We start from the raw sequence: 19,281 nt of genomic DNA, 5'->3' as shown, positions 1-19,281 counted from the left end.
TTGGGCGGCACGGTTCCGCACCGTGCCGCCCGTTCGGCACGTAGACGACGTCCCGGCTACATCGTCGGAATCACGCTCGGCGATTCCAGATGGCTCTCCACCCGCTTGATACCGGGCACGCTTTCCGCGGCAACGCGGATCGCGCGCTTCTCCTCTTCGGATTCGATGATGCCCCACAGATGCGCGACGCCGTCCTTGACGAATACGCCCTGTTTCGCGAGCCCCCAGCGTTGTCCGTGCATCTCGCGCACGATGGCGTCGCGCAGGCTCGCATCGTCGTGCGAGCCCGAGTCGACGATCGGCTCGACGCTCGCCAGCGCGCGAATCAGGTTAGAGCGGCTCACGATGCCGACGAGCTGCCCATCCTTGAGCACCGGCACACGTTTCAGATGGCGGCGCTCCATCAGATCGGCGATCTGATGGAGCGGCATGTCATCGGGAATCGAAATGACGTTCCCGCACATTACGTCGCCGACGGTATGTCCATGCTCCTTCACATACCGCGCAGCCTGCTCGCGCGTCGATGACGACAGCAACTCGATCCACCATCGACGTTTGCCGTGGCCCGTACCGTTTTCCACACGATGCAGCAGATCGCCCTGGCTGACGATGCCTATCATCTTTCCGTTGGCGTCGAGCACCGGCATGCCGCTAATGTGATGGTCGACAAACAGCTTCGCTGCGTCGTGGATGGTCATATCCGGGGTGGCGGTAACGACCGAAGCAGTCATGATGTCGAGCGCGCGCATGTTCTTCTCCTCTGCGAGCCGCGACGAGTCCTCATCGGTTGCACGCGTCGCGCAATTTCGGCAGACGCACCGGCGGCAGGCCCGCGCGGTGCTGAGGCGGCTGGTCCGGTGTTCGGGCCGCGCATGCTTGACGCTCGCGGCTGGCGGTGGGCTTCGCGCGGGGTGTCTTCGTCGCGACACCGGGCACGACGATCCGCAGCTGTTCTGGTGACGCCGCGCGAAAGCCAATCGCTCGCGCGTCGGAGTCCCCGTCCATCAAAGTCATTGTGTTGGGGCTGGCGGTCCCGAGCGGTGAGATGCCGTCTGCACCTATGTCCGCACGAGCCTATGAGAAATGTGACACGCAGAAAGTGTAGGTTAACTTTGCCGGGCAGTGCGCAAGCCCCGGCAGTTTTTTCGCTGCGGACTGGCAGTCGCGGCGTGGCGTCGTAGTGCGGAAATTCGTATCTAAGCGGGTTGCGAAACGCGGGCTGTTCGGGCTTGCGAAATTGCTTAGTCATCCGTGTCGTTTCGAATCGCGGCTACGTGTGCAATGTTAGAAACGGCAAGCGCCACGTAAGCTTCCGGAAACTTACTGCGGCGTAATAGTCCGGTGCGACGCGGTAAGGTCGCTGGTGTTGTCGCAGTGGCGACGTTCGATCCGGGACACGTAGATGAAAACGAGGCTCGCTGCGCTCACGTTGGCCGTGTGCGCTTTTGGCGTATCGGTGACGGCGCATGCGCAATCGGATGGCGGCGATGGCGGCGATGGCGGCAGGCGGCCGCCCCCGCCATGTTTCGATCATCCGCCGGGGCCGCCTCCGTCCGACTCGGGTCATCCTCCACCACCTCCGCCGCCGCGCGATGGTGACGGGAATCAGCCTCGGCAGGGACCGCCGCCCGATTGCGGCCGAGCGTCGAACTGAGCGACGCAAGCAAGCCGACTGAAAGCATGCCGACAGCGGGTTACAACCAGCGAGGATCGCGCGTGAATGCGACCGTCAGCCAACGGTCCGGGCCGGATTCGCCGATCGCGCGCGAGATCCTGTCGCGGATCTGATCGAGTTGACGCACGCCGGCATGTTCCATCGCCTCGGGCAGCACGATGTGCACCTCGACGAACAGCCCCCGCCCGACACGCGTCGCGTAGTGCGAGTGCTTGACGAAGCCATAGTCGGCGGTCAGTTGCTGCATCAGCTCGCGTAGCTCGCGCTCCAGATCCGGCGGCGTAATCAGCAAGACTTCCTTGACCGCGCCGATCACGGTACCGATCGGCATCGGAATCAGCACCAGCGTCAGGATCGCGAGCACGCCAGGGTCGATGTACGGCGTCAGGTGGCCGTGCCCGATGCGTTCGAGCAGCCATGCAATCGAAAACGCCAGCAGCAGCGCCGCGCTGATGCAGGCCGACATCAGCCAGCTCTTGATGTCGAGCCCGATCAGCTCGGAGTCGATCACGCGGTTCACACGCCGCTCGCGCAGGAACATGAAGAAACAGAACGCGGCCACCACCACCGCGTAGAACACGCCCCAGCCGAACTCGAGTTCATGGCCGCCGTCGAGCAGGCCTTTGACTGCGTTGATGAACGCGTAAAAGCACAGCACCGACAGCAGACTGCCGTTGAATACCAGCACGAGCGGTTCGATGTGCCAGAAGCCGTGCTGGAAGCGCCGGCTGCTCTCCTGCTGAAGCAGACGCGTGACGAGCAGCGACAGGCTGCACATCGCGGCGTCGAGCGCGGAGAACATGCCGTCGAAGATGATCGCCAGCGAGCCGCTCAGAATCCCGAACACGATGCCGAGTCCGGCAATCAGCACGGTGCACAGCAGCGATTGTTTGAGGATGCGCTGTTCGAGGTCGGTTGCTTTCATGGTCCGAGTGATCGCCCGTGGCTGAAAGACGTTTTGCGTTGAGGGGAGTATATCGAGCCAAAGTGGCCGGAAATATGCGACTCGGTTCACATCCCGAGAACGCAACTAACTGTCAACTCCGCCAGCAGTCGCCATGGCGGGGCATCGGTGACACCTGAAAGGTCTGGCAGGTACTTGAGGGTTTGACGTGCAGGTGTTGCGGCGCCTCGCCGCCCCGCTCTGCTCAGATCACTTCCTTCAACTGCCGCACGATCGCCGCGGTCACGCTGAGCTTGCCGTGCTGCGCGCGCTCCAGCATCCCCACGTTGCGCCGCACGTCGGCTTCGGGCAGTGGCAAGACGCGCAAGGCGTCATCGCGTGTCCACGACGAGCGGCGCAGCAGCGGCACCACCGCGATGCCGATCCCCTGGCGTACGAGTTCGGCGATCCCTTCCAGCGAATTGAGTTCGAGAAACTCGTTGACCTTCACGCGCTGCTTGCGCAACGCGCGGTCGATGATCATGCCAGTGCGTTGCGTGCGATCGAAGCGCAGAAAGCGCTCCGCGCGCAGCAGCTCGGCGACCGGCGCCTCGGCCAGCTTCCGGTTCGCGAGCAGCACGAGCGGCTCCGAATAGACCGGCGTCCACCGCACGCTGGCCGGGCGCCGACCCGGCGTGTCGATGATCACGGCCGCGTCGATCTCGCCTGACTCGATGCGCGCCGCGAGGTCGACCGATTTCGCGGCCGTGATGCGCACGTCGAGATTCGGCCGCGTCATCTTCAGATGCGCGACGGCTTCGGCCAGCGCGCCGACGACCGATTCGACCGCGCCGATCGACACCGGCCCGACGTCTTCGTCGACGCCGCCGGCCGTCATGCGCATCGCCTCGTACACGGCGAGCAGTTGCTGCGCGTGCGGCAACAGGCTCTTGCCCATCGCGTTCAACATGACCTTGCGGCCGCTGCGGTCGAACAGCTCGTGTTTGAACTCGGCTTCGAGGGCGCGCATCTGCATGCTGACCGCCGATTGCGTGAGCGCCATCTGCTCGGCGGCAATCGCGAACGAGCCGTGACGCGCGACGGCGGTGAAGGTGCGTAAGAAACGGATCGTGCTCAAGGCGGCCTCGGCGAAGGGGGGAGTCGGCAGCGACGGTGGCTGCGATACATCAAATTTCTTGAAGCGAATGACAAGAAATTTTAGCTTTTCTTGATGTAAGCGGGTATGGACAATGAGGTCACAAGATCAGGCGGTATCGCGCAGGCGCTTGCAGCCCGCGCGATTCATACGAAAACAATCACCTTGCCGCACTCCAGGAGACAGGAATGGATGTATCCGTTCACCAACGCGAATCCGCTGCGTTACCTCTGCACACCCCCACAACGAAGCCGTTCGACGCGCGTGTGATCCTCGTCGCCACCATCGGCAATGCGCTCGAGTGGTTCGACTTCACCGTCTTCTCGTTCTTCGCGGCGATCATCGCGAAGCAGTTTTTCCCCAGCGACAACGCGACCGCGTCGCTGCTCGCGGCATGGACCACGTTCGGCGTCGGCTTTCTGACGCGACCGCTCGGCGGCATCGTGCTGGGCAATTACGCCGATCGGCACGGCCGTAAATCCGCGCTCGTCGTCACGATCTCGCTGATGGCGGTGGGCGTCGGCGTCATCGCTTTTGCCCCGACGTATTCGCAGATCGGCATTTTTGCGCCGATCCTGATGCTGATTGGCCGCTTCTTGCAGGGCTTTTCCGCGGGCGGCGAGGTGGGCAGCGCGACCGCGTTTCTCGTCGAACATGCGCCGGTGGAGCGGCGCGGTGTGTACGGCAGCTTCCAGATGATCAGCCAGGCGTGCAGCATGCTGCTGGGCGCGCTGACCGGCGTCGCGCTCACGCGCGTGCTGAGCGCCGAGCAACTCGAGGATTTCGGCTGGCGCATTCCGTTCATGCTGGGTCTGCTGATCGTGCCGGTGGGTCTGTACGTGCGCTCGAAGCTCGACGAATCGCCGGTCTTCAAGCACCAGACACAACGTTTGCCGTCCGCGAAGGCGCCGTTTGTCGAATCGATCGCCGTGCACTGGCGCGCGATTCTCGCGGGCTTCGGCTTGACCGTGTACGGCACGATCGGCACGTACATCTTCTATTACTACATGCCGAGCTATGCGACGAAGACGCTTGGCATTCCCTTCGCGAGCAGTGTGATCGCGTCGTGCTGCGCGGCAATCGCGTATATCGCGGCGACGTTCGCGTCCGGCTGGATCTCGGATGCGGTCGGCCGCAAGAAGCCGATGATCGCATCGACCGTGCTGAGCCTCGCGATCTCGTACCCGCTGTTCGCGCTGCTCAGCAGTCATCCGACGCTGCCGGTGCTGATCTTCGTGCAATGCAGCCTGATGGCATCGCTGGGTCTCTTTCAAGGCTCGTATTGCGCGTTCGTCTGCGAGCTGTTCCCGTCGCACGTGCGCTCGACGGGCATGGCGATCGGCTACAACTTCGCGGTGATGATCTTCGGCGGCTTCGCGGGCGCCATCGCGACGCTGCTGATCAAGATCACCGACGACAAGCTCGCCGTCGTCTATTACGGCCTGTTCGGCTGCGCGATCGGTCTGATCACGATCCTGCTGCTGAAGGACCGCTCGAAACAACCGCTAATGTGATTCCCGTCGAATCAAAGGATATCCAATGAAAATCATCCCCGAAATTGCTCACGCCAATACCGGCATCCAGGCGATTCGCCGCGACATCCACGCGCATCCGGAGCTGTGCTACGAAGAGCACCGTACCGCCGACGTCGTCGCGCGGCAGTTGGAAGCGTGGGGCATCGAAGTGACGCGCGGGCTCGGCAAGACCGGCGTGGTCGGCGTGTTGCGCCACGGTTCGAGCCGCAAGGCGATCGGCCTGCGCGCCGACATGGACGCACTGCCGATCCAGGAGCTGAACACCTTCGAGCATGCGTCGCAGCATCCGGGCAAGATGCACGCATGCGGCCACGACGGCCACACCGCGATGCTGCTCGGCGCCGCGCAGTATCTGTCGCAGCATCGCAATTTCGACGGCACGGTGGTGTTCATTTTCCAGCCGGCGGAAGAGGGCGGCGGCGGCGCGAAGGCGATGATCGAAGACGGGCTGTTCGAGCGCTTCCCGGTCGATTCGGTGTTCGCGCTGCATAACTGGCCGGGCATGCCGGCCGGAGAGTTCGGCGCGCGCGTCGGCGCGACCCAGGCGTCGAGCAACGAATTCAGGATCACCGTGAAGGGCGTCGGCGCGCACGCGGCGATCCCGCACAACGGCATCGATCCGGTCTTCACCGCGATGCAGATCGGCACCGGCCTGCAGAGCATCATGACGCGCAACAAGCGTCCGATCGACGCGGCCGTGCTGTCGATCACGCAGATCAACGCGGGCGAAGCGGTCAACGTGATTCCCGATACGGCGACGCTGGCCGGCACGGTGCGCACGTTCTCGGTGGACGTGCTCGATCTGATCGAAAGCCGCATGAAGCAGCTCGCGGAAGCGACCGCGCTCGCGTACGGCTGCTCGGTCGAGTTCTCGTTCCGCCGCAACTATCCGCCGACCGTCAACACCGAAAAGGAAACGCATTTCGCGCTGGGCGTGATGCAGGAAATCGTCGGCAAGGAACACGTCGAGACGAACATCGATCCGACGATGGGCGCCGAAGACTTCTCGTTCATGCTGCTGGAAAAGCCGGGCTGCTACGCGTATATCGGCAACGGCAACGGCGAGCATCGCGATCATGGCCACGGGCTCGGTCCGTGCATGCTGCACAACACGAGCTACGATTTCAACGACGACGTGTTGTCGCTCGGTTCGACCTACTGGGTGCGTCTGACCGAATCGTTCTTGACGCCGGCGTAACGCCGCGGAGCTTCCATGAATCCATCGTCGTATTTCGCGTCGTCGTACGTGAACGCGCGTCGGCTGTATCTGCGGTCCGCCGCGGATGCGGCGGCGCGCGTCGAGACTCACGTCATCCCTGAACTGCGCGGCCTCGAAAACGAGGAACTCGCCACCGATGTCGTGCGTCTCGGTCCCACCAACGCGCGCCGTCTGCTGGTGCTGACGTCGGGCACGCATGGCGTCGAGGGATTTTGCGGCTCGGCCGCGCAGATCGCGCTGTTGCACGACCGGCCGTTGCACGCGCTGCTCGAGCGGCTGAATGTGATGATTCTCGTCGTGCACGCGATCAATCCGTACGGGTTCTCGTATCTGAGCCGCACGAACGAGGACAACGTCGATCTGAACCGCAACAGCATCGATTTCTCGCGACCGTTGCCGGTCAATCCCGCGTACGACGATCTGCATGCGTTGCTGGTGCCCCCGACGTGGCCGCCGTCCGCGCAGAACGCCGCGGCGATCGCGAGCTACATCGAACAGCGCGGCGAGGCCGCGTATCAGCAGGCGCTGACGATCGGCCAATATGGCCACGGCGATGGCATGTTCTTCGGCGGCGGGCGCACGGTGTGGAGCACGCGGCTGTTGCAGACGCTGTTCGAACAGTATGGCCCGGCGTGCGACAGCATCGGCTGGATCGATTTTCATACGGGACTCGGTCCGTATGGACACGGCGAGAAAATCTGCGTCGGGCAGCTCGGCGCCGACGAGTTGCAGCGCGCTCGCGCGTGGTGGGGCGCCGATGTGACGAGTCCGCTCGACGGCACGTCGGTCGCGGCCAACGTCGCCGGTCCGGTGCTCGATACGCTGCGCCGCACCTGCACGCGGGCGCGTACGACGGCGATTGCGATCGAATACGGCACGGTGCCGCTCGTCGATATGCTGCAGCGGCTCCGCGCCGATGCGTGGGTGCGTCAGCATCCCGATGCGGACCGGCAGCAGATCGACGCGATTCGCGCGGAGATCCGCGCCGGTTTCTACTGCGAGGACGACGTGTGGCGCGGGCTGATTCTCGGTCAGGCGCGCGCCGCGATTTTGCAGGCGGTCATTGGGCTGTCGCGTGAGCCTGCAGTTGCATAGGCGTAGCGCCCGCGCCGGCTGACGGCAACTCCGCTAGATACAGCGCGGGTTGGCCGTCGCAATCGGATGTGAACAGCACCTTGCTGTTATCCGGCGTGAACGACGGATGCGGATGCGTGACCTGGCGGTTGCCATCGAGCACGCGCCATGACGTGTTGTGCGCGGCGATGCGCCGGGTCGTGCGCGTCGCCGGTTCGAACAGGTACAGATACGGATCGTTTTCGATCGTATGCGCTCCGACGTCGCTGACGTCGACCGGCGTGTCGGAGCCGTCGCCGACCAGCAGCGAGCCGTCGTGGTTGCTCATCAGATGCGAGCACGGCGGCATGTCCATCAGTTCGACATCGGCATTGCGTAGGGGATCGAAGCTGCGGATCGTGCGGCGCGGGTCGCCTTTGCGGTACGACACGTAGATCATCCGGCTGCCGTCCGGCACCCAGAATTCATGCGTACAGCTTTCGCCTTCGGCGTGCTCGTGGACTTTGCGCACGTTCGCGCCGTCTTCGTCGACCAGCCACATGCGCGTATCGACGAGATCGTGCGGGCCTTCGTGGCAGAACGCGACCGTGTGATCGTCGAACGGGCGATAGATCGGATGTCCCAACCATTGATTCGCTTCATGGATCACCGTGCGTGAGCCATCGCGCAGGTCGATGCTGAGCAGCCGGCAGCGGGGTTGTTTGAAGTAGAACTCGTGGAATTTACGCCAGTCGGTCAACGGCATATAGTCGCTCGCCGCGATCTCGATGCCGACGACCTTGCTGCACGCCGAATTCGCGACCCATGTGCCGTAGCCGACGTAATCGGCAGGCACCTCGTAGACCACGGACTCTTCCAGCGAGCGCAGATCGAGTCGCTGCAAACAGCGGTCGTTCTTCACGTAGTAGAGGTGCGTGTCGTCGGGCGACAGAAAACCGCCGAACGTATTGTCGCCTGGGCCTTCGGTCAGTTGCGTCGCGATGCCGGTGGGCAGATCGAGCAGCCAGTAGTTCCAGTGGCCGTCGAAGCCGCCGCCGAACAGCAGGCGCGTGCCGTCGTTGCTGAAGCACTTCTGGTAGAAGTAGTTGCGATGACACGTCACATGAGGTGGCGTGAGGCGCGTGACCTTCGCGCCGGTCAGCGGGTCGACGCGTTCAGCGTAGTCGAATTGCAGTGTTTTGCCCTTGCTCATTGTCAGTCCTTCGCGACAGGTCACGCGGCGCGTTTGGCCGCGAGCCCGTTCGTTTCATTTATTTGGTTTCACGGACGCGAGTCCGTGCTCTCAGGTTCTCGAACGCGTCATCTTGCCTTTGGCGCTCTGGCGGCGTTCGGCAACGGCGGCCACGCGGCCCGCGCTGGCCGAGTAGTACAGCCAGGCACCCGGCACGAGCAGGACCGCGCCGCAGATCAGGAAGACGAAGCGGCCGTTCATCGCGTTGGGCAGCAGTGACAGCGCCATGATGCCGAGCGCCGCCAGGCACACGAGCCGGCCGAGCAGAGCACGCTGACGATGCTCGCGCAGGCTATCGGCCGCGTCGTCGTCGTCGGATTCGACAGGGGTGTCCCAGCGCTGGAACAGGTCGCGCCGTTCGGCCACTCGCGTTGCATTCGCTTCCGAATAGAACAGGCGCGTCGACAGGAAGAAGCCGGCGGTGATCACGACATGCGCAAGCAGCACGATCGACACTCGCAGGTCCGCCCATTCGCGCCCGCTCAGCTTGATGCCGAACCACGTTTCGATGGTCGACTGACCGATCAGCACGCCGGACACGTACGACACCGCGAGACCCACCAGCAGCGTCGCCCAGCCCGACCAGTCCGGCGTCTTGCGCACGACGAAGCCAAGCATCGCCGGCACCGCGAGCGGGAACGTCACCATCGCGCTCAGCGTGACGAGGATGTCGAACAGCGTCATGCCGTGCACCGCATTGATCGCCATGCCGACGCCCACCACCATCAGACCGAACACCAGCGACGCGAGCTTCGAGGCGACCATCAGCTCCTTCTCGCTGGCCTTCGGACGCAGCACCGTGCGATAGAAATTGCGCACGAAGAAGCCGGCATTGCGGTTGATGCCCGCGTCCATCGCCGACATCGACGCGGCGAACATCGCCGCCATCAGCAGGCCGAGCATGCCGGCCGGCATGAACTTCGAGACGAACGCGACGAACACGGCTTCACGCGCATCGTGGCCGAGCATGCCGAAGTCGCCGGCGAAATCCGGCATCCGGTAGTGCATGAACCACGCCGGCACGAACCACACGAGCGGACCGAGAATACTCAGCACGCAGGTCAGCAACGCGCCCTTGCGTGCGTGCTCGCTGTCCTTCGCGCAGATATAGCGGTACGAGTTCAGACCGTTGTTCATCATGAAGATCTGCTTGACGATGATCATCACGACCCACACCGCGAACAGCCCTGCATACGCGTAGCCGTGGCCGATCCAGAACGTATCGTTGAAGCTGCCGATGATCGGCGCGATGCCGCCCGCGTTGCCGAGTGCGACGATCGTGCAGGTGAAGGTGACGGCCATCACGATCAGCATCTGCAGGTAATCGGAGGCGACCATCACCCATGCGCCGCCCGCGAGCGCCATCGCGATCACGACGAGGCCCGTCGCGACGATCACCGTGCCGACCGGCAAATGAAACACCGCGCCGGTGATGATCGCGAGACCGTTCAGCCATTGCCCGGCCGACAGCAGTCCATCGAGCACGCTGAGCCACACGAAGCTCTGTTCGCTGGTGCGGCCGAAGCGCGAGCGCAGCGCCTCGGTCGCGGTGACGACGCGCATCTGTCTGAAGCGGGGCGCGAAGTACAGGTAGTTGCTCAGATAGCCGACCGCGTTGGCCAGATACAGCACGACGATCGCGAAGCCGTCGTTGAACGCTTTCGATGCCGCGCCGGTAAACGTCCACGCGGAGAACTGCGTCATGAACGCGGTCGCGCCCACCATCCACCACAGTACCTTGCCGCCGCCGCTGAAATAGTCGCTCGTGTTCTTGTTGAAGGAACGGAACGACAGGGTGATCGCAATCAGAAAGCCGATGTAGGCGATCACAACGAGAATATTGATGTCCATGCATTACTCCGCGCAGGCTGAGGTCTTGTATCGAAGAGGTCGTGCTGCGGTTCGGATCAGAAGTAGTGAATGATGCCGAGAGAGACACCCTGTTCGTTTTCGCCCGGGCTCTGGATGCCCATCGGCTTGATGCTGTAAATCGCGTTCGACGCATTGCGCAGCGCGACGAGTTGCGCATAGAGCGCGGTGCGCTTCGAGAAGTCGTAGCGCGTCGTGAATACGATGTGCTGCGCGCCCGTGTTCGGCCCTTTCTTGACCGAGCCGACCGACGCGCCGAGCGGCGCGCTGCCATAACCGCTGCCGGCGATGCCGTAGTTCAGCTCGAAGCCCCACGGCCCCGGCGTATAGCGCGCGACGAGACCGAGCATATTCTGGCGGATGTTCTGACGCTGCGCGTTGACCTCGTAATTGAGCTGCTGGACGATGCCGCCGAAGTAGACCGATTGCGTGAGCTGATAGCCGGCGAGGATTTCCGCCGCGTAGTTGTTCTGCCCGGGTCCCAGCACGCCGTAGTCGCCTTCGAAACCGATCGCCGCCTGCAGCCGGCCGCTCACGTAGTTCAGCGAGGCCGACCACACGTGCGGTGCGCCGAGGCCGCCGTTGTGGACGTCCTGATCGTACGCGTAATACTGGACCGCGCCGAACACAGGACCGAAGTTCGGCGAGTCGTAGCGGATCGAGGTCGGGTACTTGATGTCGAAACAGCCTTGCGCCTTGGAGTAGCCGGCGGTGCCTTTCATCGCGATGCCGCAGTTCGACCACAGTACCGTGGTGATGCCGAGTCCCTGGGTTTCGGCGAGCGTGTCGCCGAAAATGCCGTGCCGGTCGAACGGTGCCTGGAAGCGGCCCATGCGCAGCGAGCCGTAGGTCTTGCTCGCGAGACCGACGAAAGTTTCGCGAGCGCCGAACGTGCCGGTGCCGTCGGTCGTGCTGAACGCGCTTTCCACCTGGAAGACCGCCTTCAGGTCGGAGCTCAGGGTCTCCGAGCCGCGAAAGCCCCACGCGGAGCCATAGTTGGCCATTCGCACGCTGCCGGGATTGCCGCCGCCCGTGACCCAGTCGATCGAGTTGATGAAGCGCCCATAAAAATTGACCGAATCGCCGCCGTAGGGCGTGTACGCCTTGTCGGACCATCCGGAGAACTGCACCGGGCTCTCCTGGGCCGGCAGTTCGGGCGAGTAAGCGACGGCCAGCTGGCCGATGCACAGTGCGAGGGCCGTGCACATTCTATTTGCGGTCGACATCCTGATTCACTTCCATCACGTTAGAAGGTCGCGCCCGATTCCGGCGGGGCCAGTCGGGCGGATGTTGTTCGTTGTTTCGCCAGATGTTCGATAACCTGTTTTATTTATTCGTCATCGTACAACCGACAACGAACATTATCAGTCATCGAACAACTGCCTCAATAGCGGTATACCCTCGCGTGAAAATTGGGGGATGAATCGGGTAGGGCGGGTGGCGACTCCACCCGGCGCGCCCGTCGCTTCAGCTACCCTCGATCGTGTGCGCGGCGATGTACTCGAAATCGATGTCCTCGCCGAGCCCCGGCGCCTGCGACAGGTGCACGAAGCCATCGGCGTCCATCGGATCGGCGAGGCTACGCAGATAAGCGGGCGGCACGTCGTAGTCGAGGAACGGGTGCAGCAGGCCGCGCTCGTACCAGCGGCAGTTCGAGACGGCGGCCGTGACGGCCAGGTTGGCCGCGCCGTTGCCGTGGATTTCGCAGTTCATGCCGAACGACTCGGCCAGATGCGCGACCTTCAGCGTCGGCGAGATACCACCGACGCCGGCCACGCCCGCGCGCAGGATGTCGCAGGCGTTGGCGGCGACCCAGTCGGCGCGCAGATGATGCTTGCCCGACATCGATTCGGGACCGACGATCGGAATGTCGAGCTGGTCGGCGAGCCACTTGTACGAGCTCATGCTCTGCTCGTCCATCATCTCCTCGAACCACGTGAAGTTCAGTTGTTCGAGCGCGCGGCCGATCCGCAGCGCGTCGGTGCGGCTGTACCAGTGGTAGCCGTCGAGCATCAGCGCGATGTCCGGGCCCACGGCCTCGCGCACCGCCGCGCAAGCCTTGATGTCCATCGTCACGTCGGGCGCGAACGAGACAGGTGGCATCCACGTATGCAGCTTGATCGCCTTGTAGCCGCGCGCGACGAGCTTTTCGGCGAAGCTTGCATAGTCGTCCGGCGTGGCGAGGCCGCCGGGCAGCTCGTCGCCGCACATCGTGCTGCCGTAGGCCGGCACCTTGTCGCGATAGCCGCCGATCAGCCGGTAGACCGGCGTCTGCAACGCCCGGCCGGCCAGATCCCACAGCGCCTGATCGACGACCGCGAGCGCGCGGTCGGTCAGCTGGCCGGCGCTGCCGCGTTGGCGGTGCGCGAGGTCCTGCCACAGCGCCTCGCGCTGGAACGGATGGCGGCCGATCAGCACGCGTCGCACGTGCGTGGCGAGCAGCTCCTCTCGGATGACTTCCGGCGGCCCGAACGCGTAACCCGTCGCGCCGTCGTCCGCTTCGATGCGCAGCAAGGCCATCGTGGCCTGGCGTTCGTCGCCGGGATGCGAGTGGCCGCCGCTGTCGACAGCGCGCCGCGTGGGATAGGTAAAGACGGTGCGCGTGACGCGTTCAATCTTCATGAATTCGGTTCCGTTGGAAGGTGAATCTGCTCCGTCCGGGCGGGAAGGCCGTTCCGGCGGGGTGCGGACATCGCAGGCGCGCGGCGCCAGCGGTATACTCGACCTATCAACTACTGTCAGTCATCGTATGACGGACAATTTAACACAACGAATCTGGACGACTCAATGAATTCTCCGTTGCCCGTACGTCGCACGCGCCGGCGCGCCGAAAACGTGTTCGACTGGCTCAGCGAGCAGATCCGCTCGGGCGCGCTGAAGCCGGGCGATCAGTTACCGACCGAGTTCGACCTGATGCGCACTCAGGAAGTGAGCCGTGCTGTCGCGCGCGAGGCGGTGCAACGGCTGCGCATGTCCGGTCTGATCGAAACCCGCCAGGGGATGGGCAGCTACGTGCTCGACGCCGGCGCGGCGCCGCCGACCGTCGAGCTGACGGGCGGGGCCGCGCGCACGCGCCGCGACGTGCTGGCGATTCTGGAGCTGCGCATCTGCATCGAAACGGAGAGCGCCGGGCTCGCCGCGCAGCGTGCGTCGCGCCAGGACCTCGCGGCGATCAAGGCCGCGCTCGACGATCTCGACGCGCATGCGAGCGCCGGCGTCGATGCCGCGCCCTATGACTTCCAGTTCCATATCCAGATCGCGCGCGCGACGGGCAATCCGTTTTTCGTCGATGTGCTGTCGCAGCTCGATCCGTCGTTCGCGCCGCGGCCGCGGCTCGATCCGTCGAGCTACGCGTCGCGCGTCAACAGCGAGCACCTGAATATTTACGAGGCAATTTCGCGCGGCGACGTCGACGGCGCCCGCGCGGCGATGCACATGCACCTGTCCAACAGCCGCGCACGGTTGCGCAGCGCCGAGGGCGCGGGTTGACGCGGCGGCGTTGGACGGCGCCGCTCAGTAAAGCGTGTCGCCGGTCTGTCGCAGCGGATCGGGCGACTGCTGCGTGAGCCGCAGCACGCCGGACTGATCGAAGTAGAAGTTGTACAGCAGATGCCAGGTGCCGCTGTCCTGATAGCGGTAGCTCCAGACTTCCTCGTTCAGGCGCGGCATCTTTTTCGCTTCGGCCGGACGGCCAAAATGCACGAGCACGTCCTGCTTGGTCCACGTGCCGACCTGCGCCTGGTTGAACTCGCCGGGTTGCAGCACCTGACGCACGCTTTCGATCTTGCCGTCGGCGGACACGTCGGCGGCGATCGTCGTATAGCCAAGCGGCTGCGTCGGCCACATCAGGCGCTTGCCGCCATCGGGCAGGTTGTAGGTTTCGGCTGGCTTGCCTAGCCGGGTAGTCAACAAAGTGGAATCTTCGCCGGGCTGAAACGCGCTCAACGGCTGCGCGCAACCGGCGAGCAGCGAGGCGGCGAGCAGGGCCGCCGCGCTCGCGCTTGCCGGGAATGGCGACGCGAAACCTCCTTCGGTGTGTCTGCGCATGATGTCCCTCCATGTGTGATGACATCGCAGATTCGACACTATATTCGCGGCGGAGTTTGCACAGGATTACCGCGGGCATTGGTGCGCTGAAAACTCACCTGGCAAGCGGCCGCCCGCCCCCGACCCCTGCGTCTACCCGGGCTTGTCCTGGGGCACCTTCAAACACCCAGGGTTCGCTGCCTCAAGTTGCCGCCGAGCCTTACGCACGCTCGCTCGCACGCCACCCAGCGCGATTGTTTGCGATTCGCAAATGCCGCATTCGCGGCTTGTCCCGTACCTGATCCGCCGCACTTGCGCCAATCTTGGCCGCGTCACTGCCGCATCGATGAAGCGCGGCACGACACCCGTGATTGCATTCGACGAACCCGGCGGCGCGCCCCCGCGTCGGCGACTGCCGTCCGCGCACAGAGCGGCCGGCCTATGGAGACACAGATGAAATCGAACGACTGGGACGTGGCCTACGAATGGAAGGCCGTCGTGCTGCTAGCCCTCGGCTTTGGCCTCGTGGGACTCGACCGGTGGCTGATCGCGCCGCTTTTTCCGGCCATCATGAAGGACCTGCATCTGACCGCGCAGGACGTCGGCAACTGCATCGGCATCCTTGGCTTGTCGTGGGGCATTTTCGCGGCACTGATGGGCGGCATCTCCGACAAGATCGGACGTCGCAAGGTGCTGATTCCGGCGATCCTGGCCTTTTCGCTGCTGTCTGGCTTCTCCGGGCTCGCGGGCGGTCTGATGAGCCTGCTCGCGGTGCGCTCGCTGATGGGCGTTGCCGAAGGCTCGTTCTGCCCGACCAGCTTCGCCGCGACCGCCGACGCTTCGCATCCGAGGCGCCGCGGCTTCAATCTCGGTCTGCAGCAGAGCGGCTTTGCGCTGTTCGGCCTCGCGCTGGCGCCGATCATCGCGACGCAGCTGCTGGGCGTGGTGACGTGGCGCTGGGTCTTCGCGCTGGTGTCGGTGCCGGGGCTCATTCTCGGCGTGCTGATGTACTTCGTGATTCGCGAACCGAAAGCCGCGCCGCAGGCCACGCCGCAGCGCGCGGCGAGCCCGGCCGAACGTGGCAACTGGCGCGACGTGCTGAAGAGCCGCAACATCCCGATCGCGATGGCCGCGCTGTTCTGCGCGATGACCGGTGTATTCGTGCTGGGCGCGATGCTGCCGCTCTATCTGACCGAGTATCTGTCGCTCGACACGCAGCGCATGGGTGTCGTCGTCTCGGCGATCGGCTTTGGCGGCTTTATCGGGCAGTTCGGTTTGCCTGGGTTGTCGGACCTGACCGGGCGGCGCGTCGCGAGCATCGTCGGCTTTGCGGGCACCGCTGTGATGCTGTACGTGTTCCGCGGACTCGGCGCGCAGCCGGTGCAGTTGTTCGCGGTGCTGTTCGTCGCGTCGTTCTTTACGCTCGGGCTGGTTTCGCTGCTGTCCGGTCCGGTCGCGACCGAAGCCGCGCCGATCGGGATGATCTCGACGTCGATCGGCATTGTCGTCGGTGCGGGCGAGATCTTTGGCGGCGGCATTGCGCCGGCCTTGGCGGGCTTCGTCGCGACACACTTCGGGATCCAGAACATCTTGTGGCTGCCGATCGGCGCGGTGCTGCTCGGCATCGGCGTGAGTCTGCTGCTCGAGGAGACCGCGCCGGCGCGAGTGCGTCGCCAGGGCCGCATCCCGTCGCTGGATCTGCCGACGAGCGAACAGCCCGAATGATGGGCTGCCATCGGTCGACACGCTGCTCGACGATGCACTCGCCGCTGAGCTCGGCAACGAGGTCGCCGTTGCCTGGCATGCGGCGCGTTCACGCACCCCAGCCCATATACACTGAAAAGCTGGGCGAGTGGACAAGGACGCAGCATGGACCGTTTTCTGAGCATCGAGGCCTTCGTACGCGTGGCCGAAACGAGCAGCTTCGCCGAAGCGGCGCGGCAGTTGGGCGTGACGAGTTCAGTGGTCACGACGCGCATCCAGCAACTGGAGAAGTTCGTCAACGCGCCGCTCTTTCATCGCAGCACGCGGCACGTGCGCCTGTCCGAAGTGGGCGAGGCGTTCTATCGCGAGTGCGCGGAAGTGGTCGGGCACGTCAACGAATTGACCGACCAGATGCGCGAGCTGCGCGCCACGCCGACCGGCCGATTGCGCATCCAGATGCTGCCGGGCTTCGCGCTCGGCCACTTCGGCGCGCCGCTCGCCGAGTTCAACCGCCGCTATCCGGGCATCCAGCTCGACGTGATCGTCAACGACCGGGTGGTCGATCCGATCGAAGAGGGCTTCGACGTCGCGTTCCAGATCTTTCCGCCCATCTCCGAATCGCTGATCGAGCGACGGCTGTTCAAGGTGCGGCGCCTTTTCTGCGCGACGCCCGCGTATGTGAAGCAGCATGGCGCGCCGCAGCATCCGCGCGATTTGCTGCAGCACACCACGGCGCTTTATTCGGGCTACCCGTCGCGCAATCGCTGGACGATGGCGCACGGCGACGAGGTCGTCGAACTGGAGCTGCCCGGCATGATCCGCTCGAACTCGGTTCATCTGCTGCGCGACTATGCGCTGACGGACGGCGGAGTGGTCTGTCTGCCGACGCTGGTCGCGAGCGCGGCACTCGTCGACGGCTCGCTGGTGCCGATCCTGACCGACTACACGCTCTCGCCGCTGAATTTCGCGGCCGTGTATCCCGCGACGCAACGACAGGCGCTGAAGGTCAAGGCGCTGGTCGAGTTTCTGGCCGAGTACCTGGGTCCCGAACCCGCATGGGACCGCCCGCTCATCGAGCGCGGCTGGGTGACGTAACGCGGCAATTCACGCGGCGATTATTTGCAAAGTGCAAATGCTGTAATCGCCCGATCGCCGGTTGTTGCCATCCTGTTGCGCTTCTAAAGTTATTCCAACAACACCGATTCAACAACCGCAACTACGTTGCATGGGATCGGAGTAAGAGCTTTGCATGGGACCGGAGTAGGCGCTAAAGCGCCAACACCGGTCGACAGCTAAAGCGCCAACTCCGATCGACACAGGAGACAAGCAATGACCGAGTCGTCATTCCACACCGTCTTTGGCTCGCTCGACGGCTACCGCAAAGGCGAAATCGAAATCACGAGCGGTGAAGCCCGCCACTATGTGTTTTCCAACATCTTCGAAGTCGCATCCGAGGCGACGCCCTACGAAAAGGTCGTGGTCGGCAAGAACCTCGACTACGTGATCGAGGCGCTGCGCACCGAAGGGCAATCGCAATGGTTCGCCTGTGCGCACGACGAGTTCGCGATCCTGATGGACGGCGAAGTGCGCATCGATTTCATCAAGCTCGATAACGCGCCGAAGAGCGGCACAGGCACCGTCGCCGTGGGTGGGCAACCCGCCGGTCGCGCGATGGGTCACGTGGTGCTGCGTCGCGGTCATCAGGCATTGCTGCCGGCCGGCTGCGCCTATCGCTTCACTGCGCAGAAACCCGGCGTCGCGCTCGTGCAAACGATGTTCGGCGAACTGTCGGTAGAGAAGTGGGCCGACATCTGCCTGCACTGATACCCACACGACCCACATCTCTGGAGACAAGACATGGCATCCCTCGAAACCCTCGATCACTCCGCCGGCTTCGCCGCCGACACCGTGCGCGCAAGCGAACCCGACGCGGTCACCGGCTATCGCCGCTTCACGCTCGGCGCCTTCGAGTTTCTGCGCGACGAGTACTTCGTCAAGATCAACTGGCCCGCCAAAGGCCAGGTCCGCACCCACGCCGTACCGGCCGATGCGTTCCTGCGCGCGATGATGCGCGACGTCGCATGGGGCTTCTTCTACGGCTGGGTCAACTTCGACCACGTGTTCGGCACGCGCAATCACTACGGCAAGGTCGACGTGTATGCGGGCTCGTTCAACGGCATCATGAAGGACGCGGGCGTCGACTATATCGAAACCTTCGAGACGCCGACGATCATGGCGACCTTCAAGGCGATCCTGCACGACTGGACCAACGAAGGCTTCGACCCGTTCGCCGCACCCGAGGAAACCGGCACCGCGTTCGGCCGCAAGCATGGCGACAACGATGCCGCGATCGAGCGCACGCGCATCGCCACGCGCCGCATGCCGGGCCTCGAAGGCGACTCGCCGCTGCGCGACGAACTGCCGGTGAACCGTGCCTTCGTCGATGTCGCCCAGGACGATCCCGAGGTGCATGTCGAGCCCGGCTTCGAAGGCCAGCTGCATGCGTTCAACCTGTTCAAGTACCTGTCGCGCTCGGACGTCACGTGGAATCCGTCGGTCACGTCGGTGTGCGGCCAGAGCCTGTTTTGCCCGACCACCGAGGAATACATCCTGCCGGTTTTCCACGGCAACGATCGCGTCGAGTGGTTCCTGCAGCTGTCCGATGAAATCGTCTGGGACATCGGCGACAAGAACACCGGCGCGCCGCGCGCGCGGATCACGATGCGCGCGGGCGATATCTGCGCGATGCCGGCCGATATCCGCCATCAAGGCTATTCGACCAAGCGCTCGATGCTGCTCGTATGGGAGAACGCGACGCCGAATCTGCCCAAGCGCTACGAGAGCGGCGAGCTGAAGCCGTACCCCGTCGATTTCTGAAGGCTCGCCTGAAGAGCGCCGCACCCGTATTC

16 protein-coding genes are annotated in these 19,281 nt (G+C 64.2%); 8 read left to right on the top strand and 8 right to left on the bottom strand.

Going from position 1 to position 19,281, the window contains the following annotated elements; genetic code table 11:
- Positions 1–56 precede the first annotated feature (56 nt).
- The 3 genes from CI15_RS25040 to CI15_RS25025 all read right to left on the bottom strand — a co-directional run bounded on the left by CI15_RS25040 (position 57) and on the right by CI15_RS25025 (position 3,696).
- On the bottom strand, positions 57–749 hold the full coding sequence (locus CI15_RS25040; protein ID WP_062132750.1) for a CBS domain-containing protein: 693 nt from the start codon (positions 747–749) through the stop codon (positions 57–59).
- A 945-nt stretch (positions 750–1,694) separates the two neighbouring features.
- Positions 1,695–2,600, bottom strand: a complete 906-nt coding sequence (locus tag CI15_RS25030) for a cation diffusion facilitator family transporter (RefSeq protein WP_062132745.1) — start codon at positions 2,598–2,600, stop codon at positions 1,695–1,697.
- A 223-nt stretch (positions 2,601–2,823) separates the two neighbouring features.
- The gene (locus CI15_RS25025; RefSeq protein ID WP_062132742.1) at positions 2,824–3,696 is read right to left on the bottom strand and encodes a LysR family transcriptional regulator; all 873 of its coding nucleotides are present in this window, start codon (positions 3,694–3,696) and stop codon (positions 2,824–2,826) included.
- A gap of 206 nt (positions 3,697–3,902) precedes the next feature.
- Here CI15_RS25025 and CI15_RS25020 point away from each other — a divergent pair, with 206 nt between their 5' ends.
- From CI15_RS25020 to CI15_RS25010, 3 genes are read left to right on the top strand one after another with little or no spacing between them, the layout of a single operon-like run.
- A complete protein-coding gene (locus CI15_RS25020) occupies positions 3,903–5,228 on the top strand; it encodes an MFS transporter (protein ID WP_062132739.1) in 1,326 nt (441 codons plus the stop codon).
- Between the two features lie 25 nt (positions 5,229–5,253).
- Positions 5,254–6,447 (top strand): M20 aminoacylase family protein, encoded by a 1,194-nt coding sequence (locus tag CI15_RS25015; RefSeq protein ID WP_062132735.1) that lies wholly within the window; start codon positions 5,254–5,256, stop codon positions 6,445–6,447.
- Positions 6,448–6,462: 15 nt separating this feature from the next.
- Positions 6,463–7,563 carry a M14 family metallopeptidase gene (locus CI15_RS25010; protein WP_062132732.1) on the top strand — a complete coding sequence of 367 codons (1,101 nt, stop codon included), beginning with the start codon at positions 6,463–6,465 and terminating at the stop codon, positions 7,561–7,563.
- Here CI15_RS25010 and CI15_RS25005 read toward each other — a convergent pair.
- The 4 genes from CI15_RS25005 to CI15_RS24990 form a co-directional block, all read right to left on the bottom strand.
- On the bottom strand, positions 7,529–8,734 hold the full coding sequence (locus tag CI15_RS25005; RefSeq protein WP_062132729.1) for an oligogalacturonate lyase family protein: 1,206 nt from the start codon (positions 8,732–8,734) through the stop codon (positions 7,529–7,531). The two genes, CI15_RS25010 and CI15_RS25005, sit on opposite strands and share 35 nt — an antisense overlap.
- Positions 8,735–8,824: 90 nt before the next feature.
- Entirely contained in the window at positions 8,825–10,624 is a 1,800-nt protein-coding gene (locus CI15_RS25000; RefSeq protein ID WP_062132726.1) for a sodium:solute symporter family transporter, read from the bottom strand.
- 56 nt (positions 10,625–10,680) lie between these two features.
- Positions 10,681–11,868, bottom strand: coding sequence for a porin (locus CI15_RS24995; protein WP_082814290.1), 1,188 nt, complete (start codon positions 11,866–11,868; stop codon positions 10,681–10,683).
- A 241-nt stretch (positions 11,869–12,109) separates the two neighbouring features.
- Complete coding sequence (locus tag CI15_RS24990; RefSeq protein WP_062132721.1) at positions 12,110–13,264, bottom strand: mandelate racemase family protein; 1,155 nt, start codon at positions 13,262–13,264, stop codon at positions 12,110–12,112.
- A gap of 165 nt (positions 13,265–13,429) precedes the next feature.
- Between CI15_RS24990 and CI15_RS24985 the strand changes: the two genes are divergently transcribed.
- Positions 13,430–14,131 (top strand): FadR/GntR family transcriptional regulator, encoded by a 702-nt coding sequence (locus CI15_RS24985; protein ID WP_062132718.1) that lies wholly within the window; start codon positions 13,430–13,432, stop codon positions 14,129–14,131.
- 24 nt (positions 14,132–14,155) lie between these two features.
- Here the strand turns inward: CI15_RS24985 and CI15_RS24980 are convergent, their stop codons facing one another.
- Positions 14,156–14,689, bottom strand: coding sequence for a hypothetical protein (locus CI15_RS24980; protein WP_241495919.1), 534 nt, complete (start codon positions 14,687–14,689; stop codon positions 14,156–14,158).
- A 432-nt stretch (positions 14,690–15,121) separates the two neighbouring features.
- Here CI15_RS24980 and CI15_RS24975 point away from each other — a divergent pair, with 432 nt between their 5' ends.
- From CI15_RS24975 to CI15_RS24960, 4 genes are all read left to right on the top strand, one after another.
- Positions 15,122–16,393 carry an MFS transporter gene (locus CI15_RS24975; RefSeq protein WP_062132716.1) on the top strand — a complete coding sequence of 424 codons (1,272 nt, stop codon included), beginning with the start codon at positions 15,122–15,124 and terminating at the stop codon, positions 16,391–16,393.
- 144 nt (positions 16,394–16,537) lie between these two features.
- Positions 16,538–17,467, top strand: coding sequence for a LysR family transcriptional regulator (locus tag CI15_RS24970; protein WP_062132712.1), 930 nt, complete (start codon positions 16,538–16,540; stop codon positions 17,465–17,467).
- A 234-nt stretch (positions 17,468–17,701) separates the two neighbouring features.
- Positions 17,702–18,196, top strand: a complete 495-nt coding sequence (locus CI15_RS24965) for a cupin domain-containing protein (RefSeq protein WP_062132709.1) — start codon at positions 17,702–17,704, stop codon at positions 18,194–18,196.
- Between the two features lie 33 nt (positions 18,197–18,229).
- Positions 18,230–19,249, top strand: coding sequence for a hypothetical protein (locus CI15_RS24960; RefSeq protein ID WP_062132706.1), 1,020 nt, complete (start codon positions 18,230–18,232; stop codon positions 19,247–19,249).
- Positions 19,250–19,281 lie beyond the last annotated feature (32 nt).

The organism is Paraburkholderia monticola, assembly GCF_001580545.1.
Lineage (GTDB): Bacteria > Pseudomonadota > Gammaproteobacteria > Burkholderiales > Burkholderiaceae > Paraburkholderia > Paraburkholderia monticola.
The sequence above is the reverse complement of the archived record's forward strand: the minus strand, read 5'-3'. Positions and strand labels throughout refer to the sequence as shown.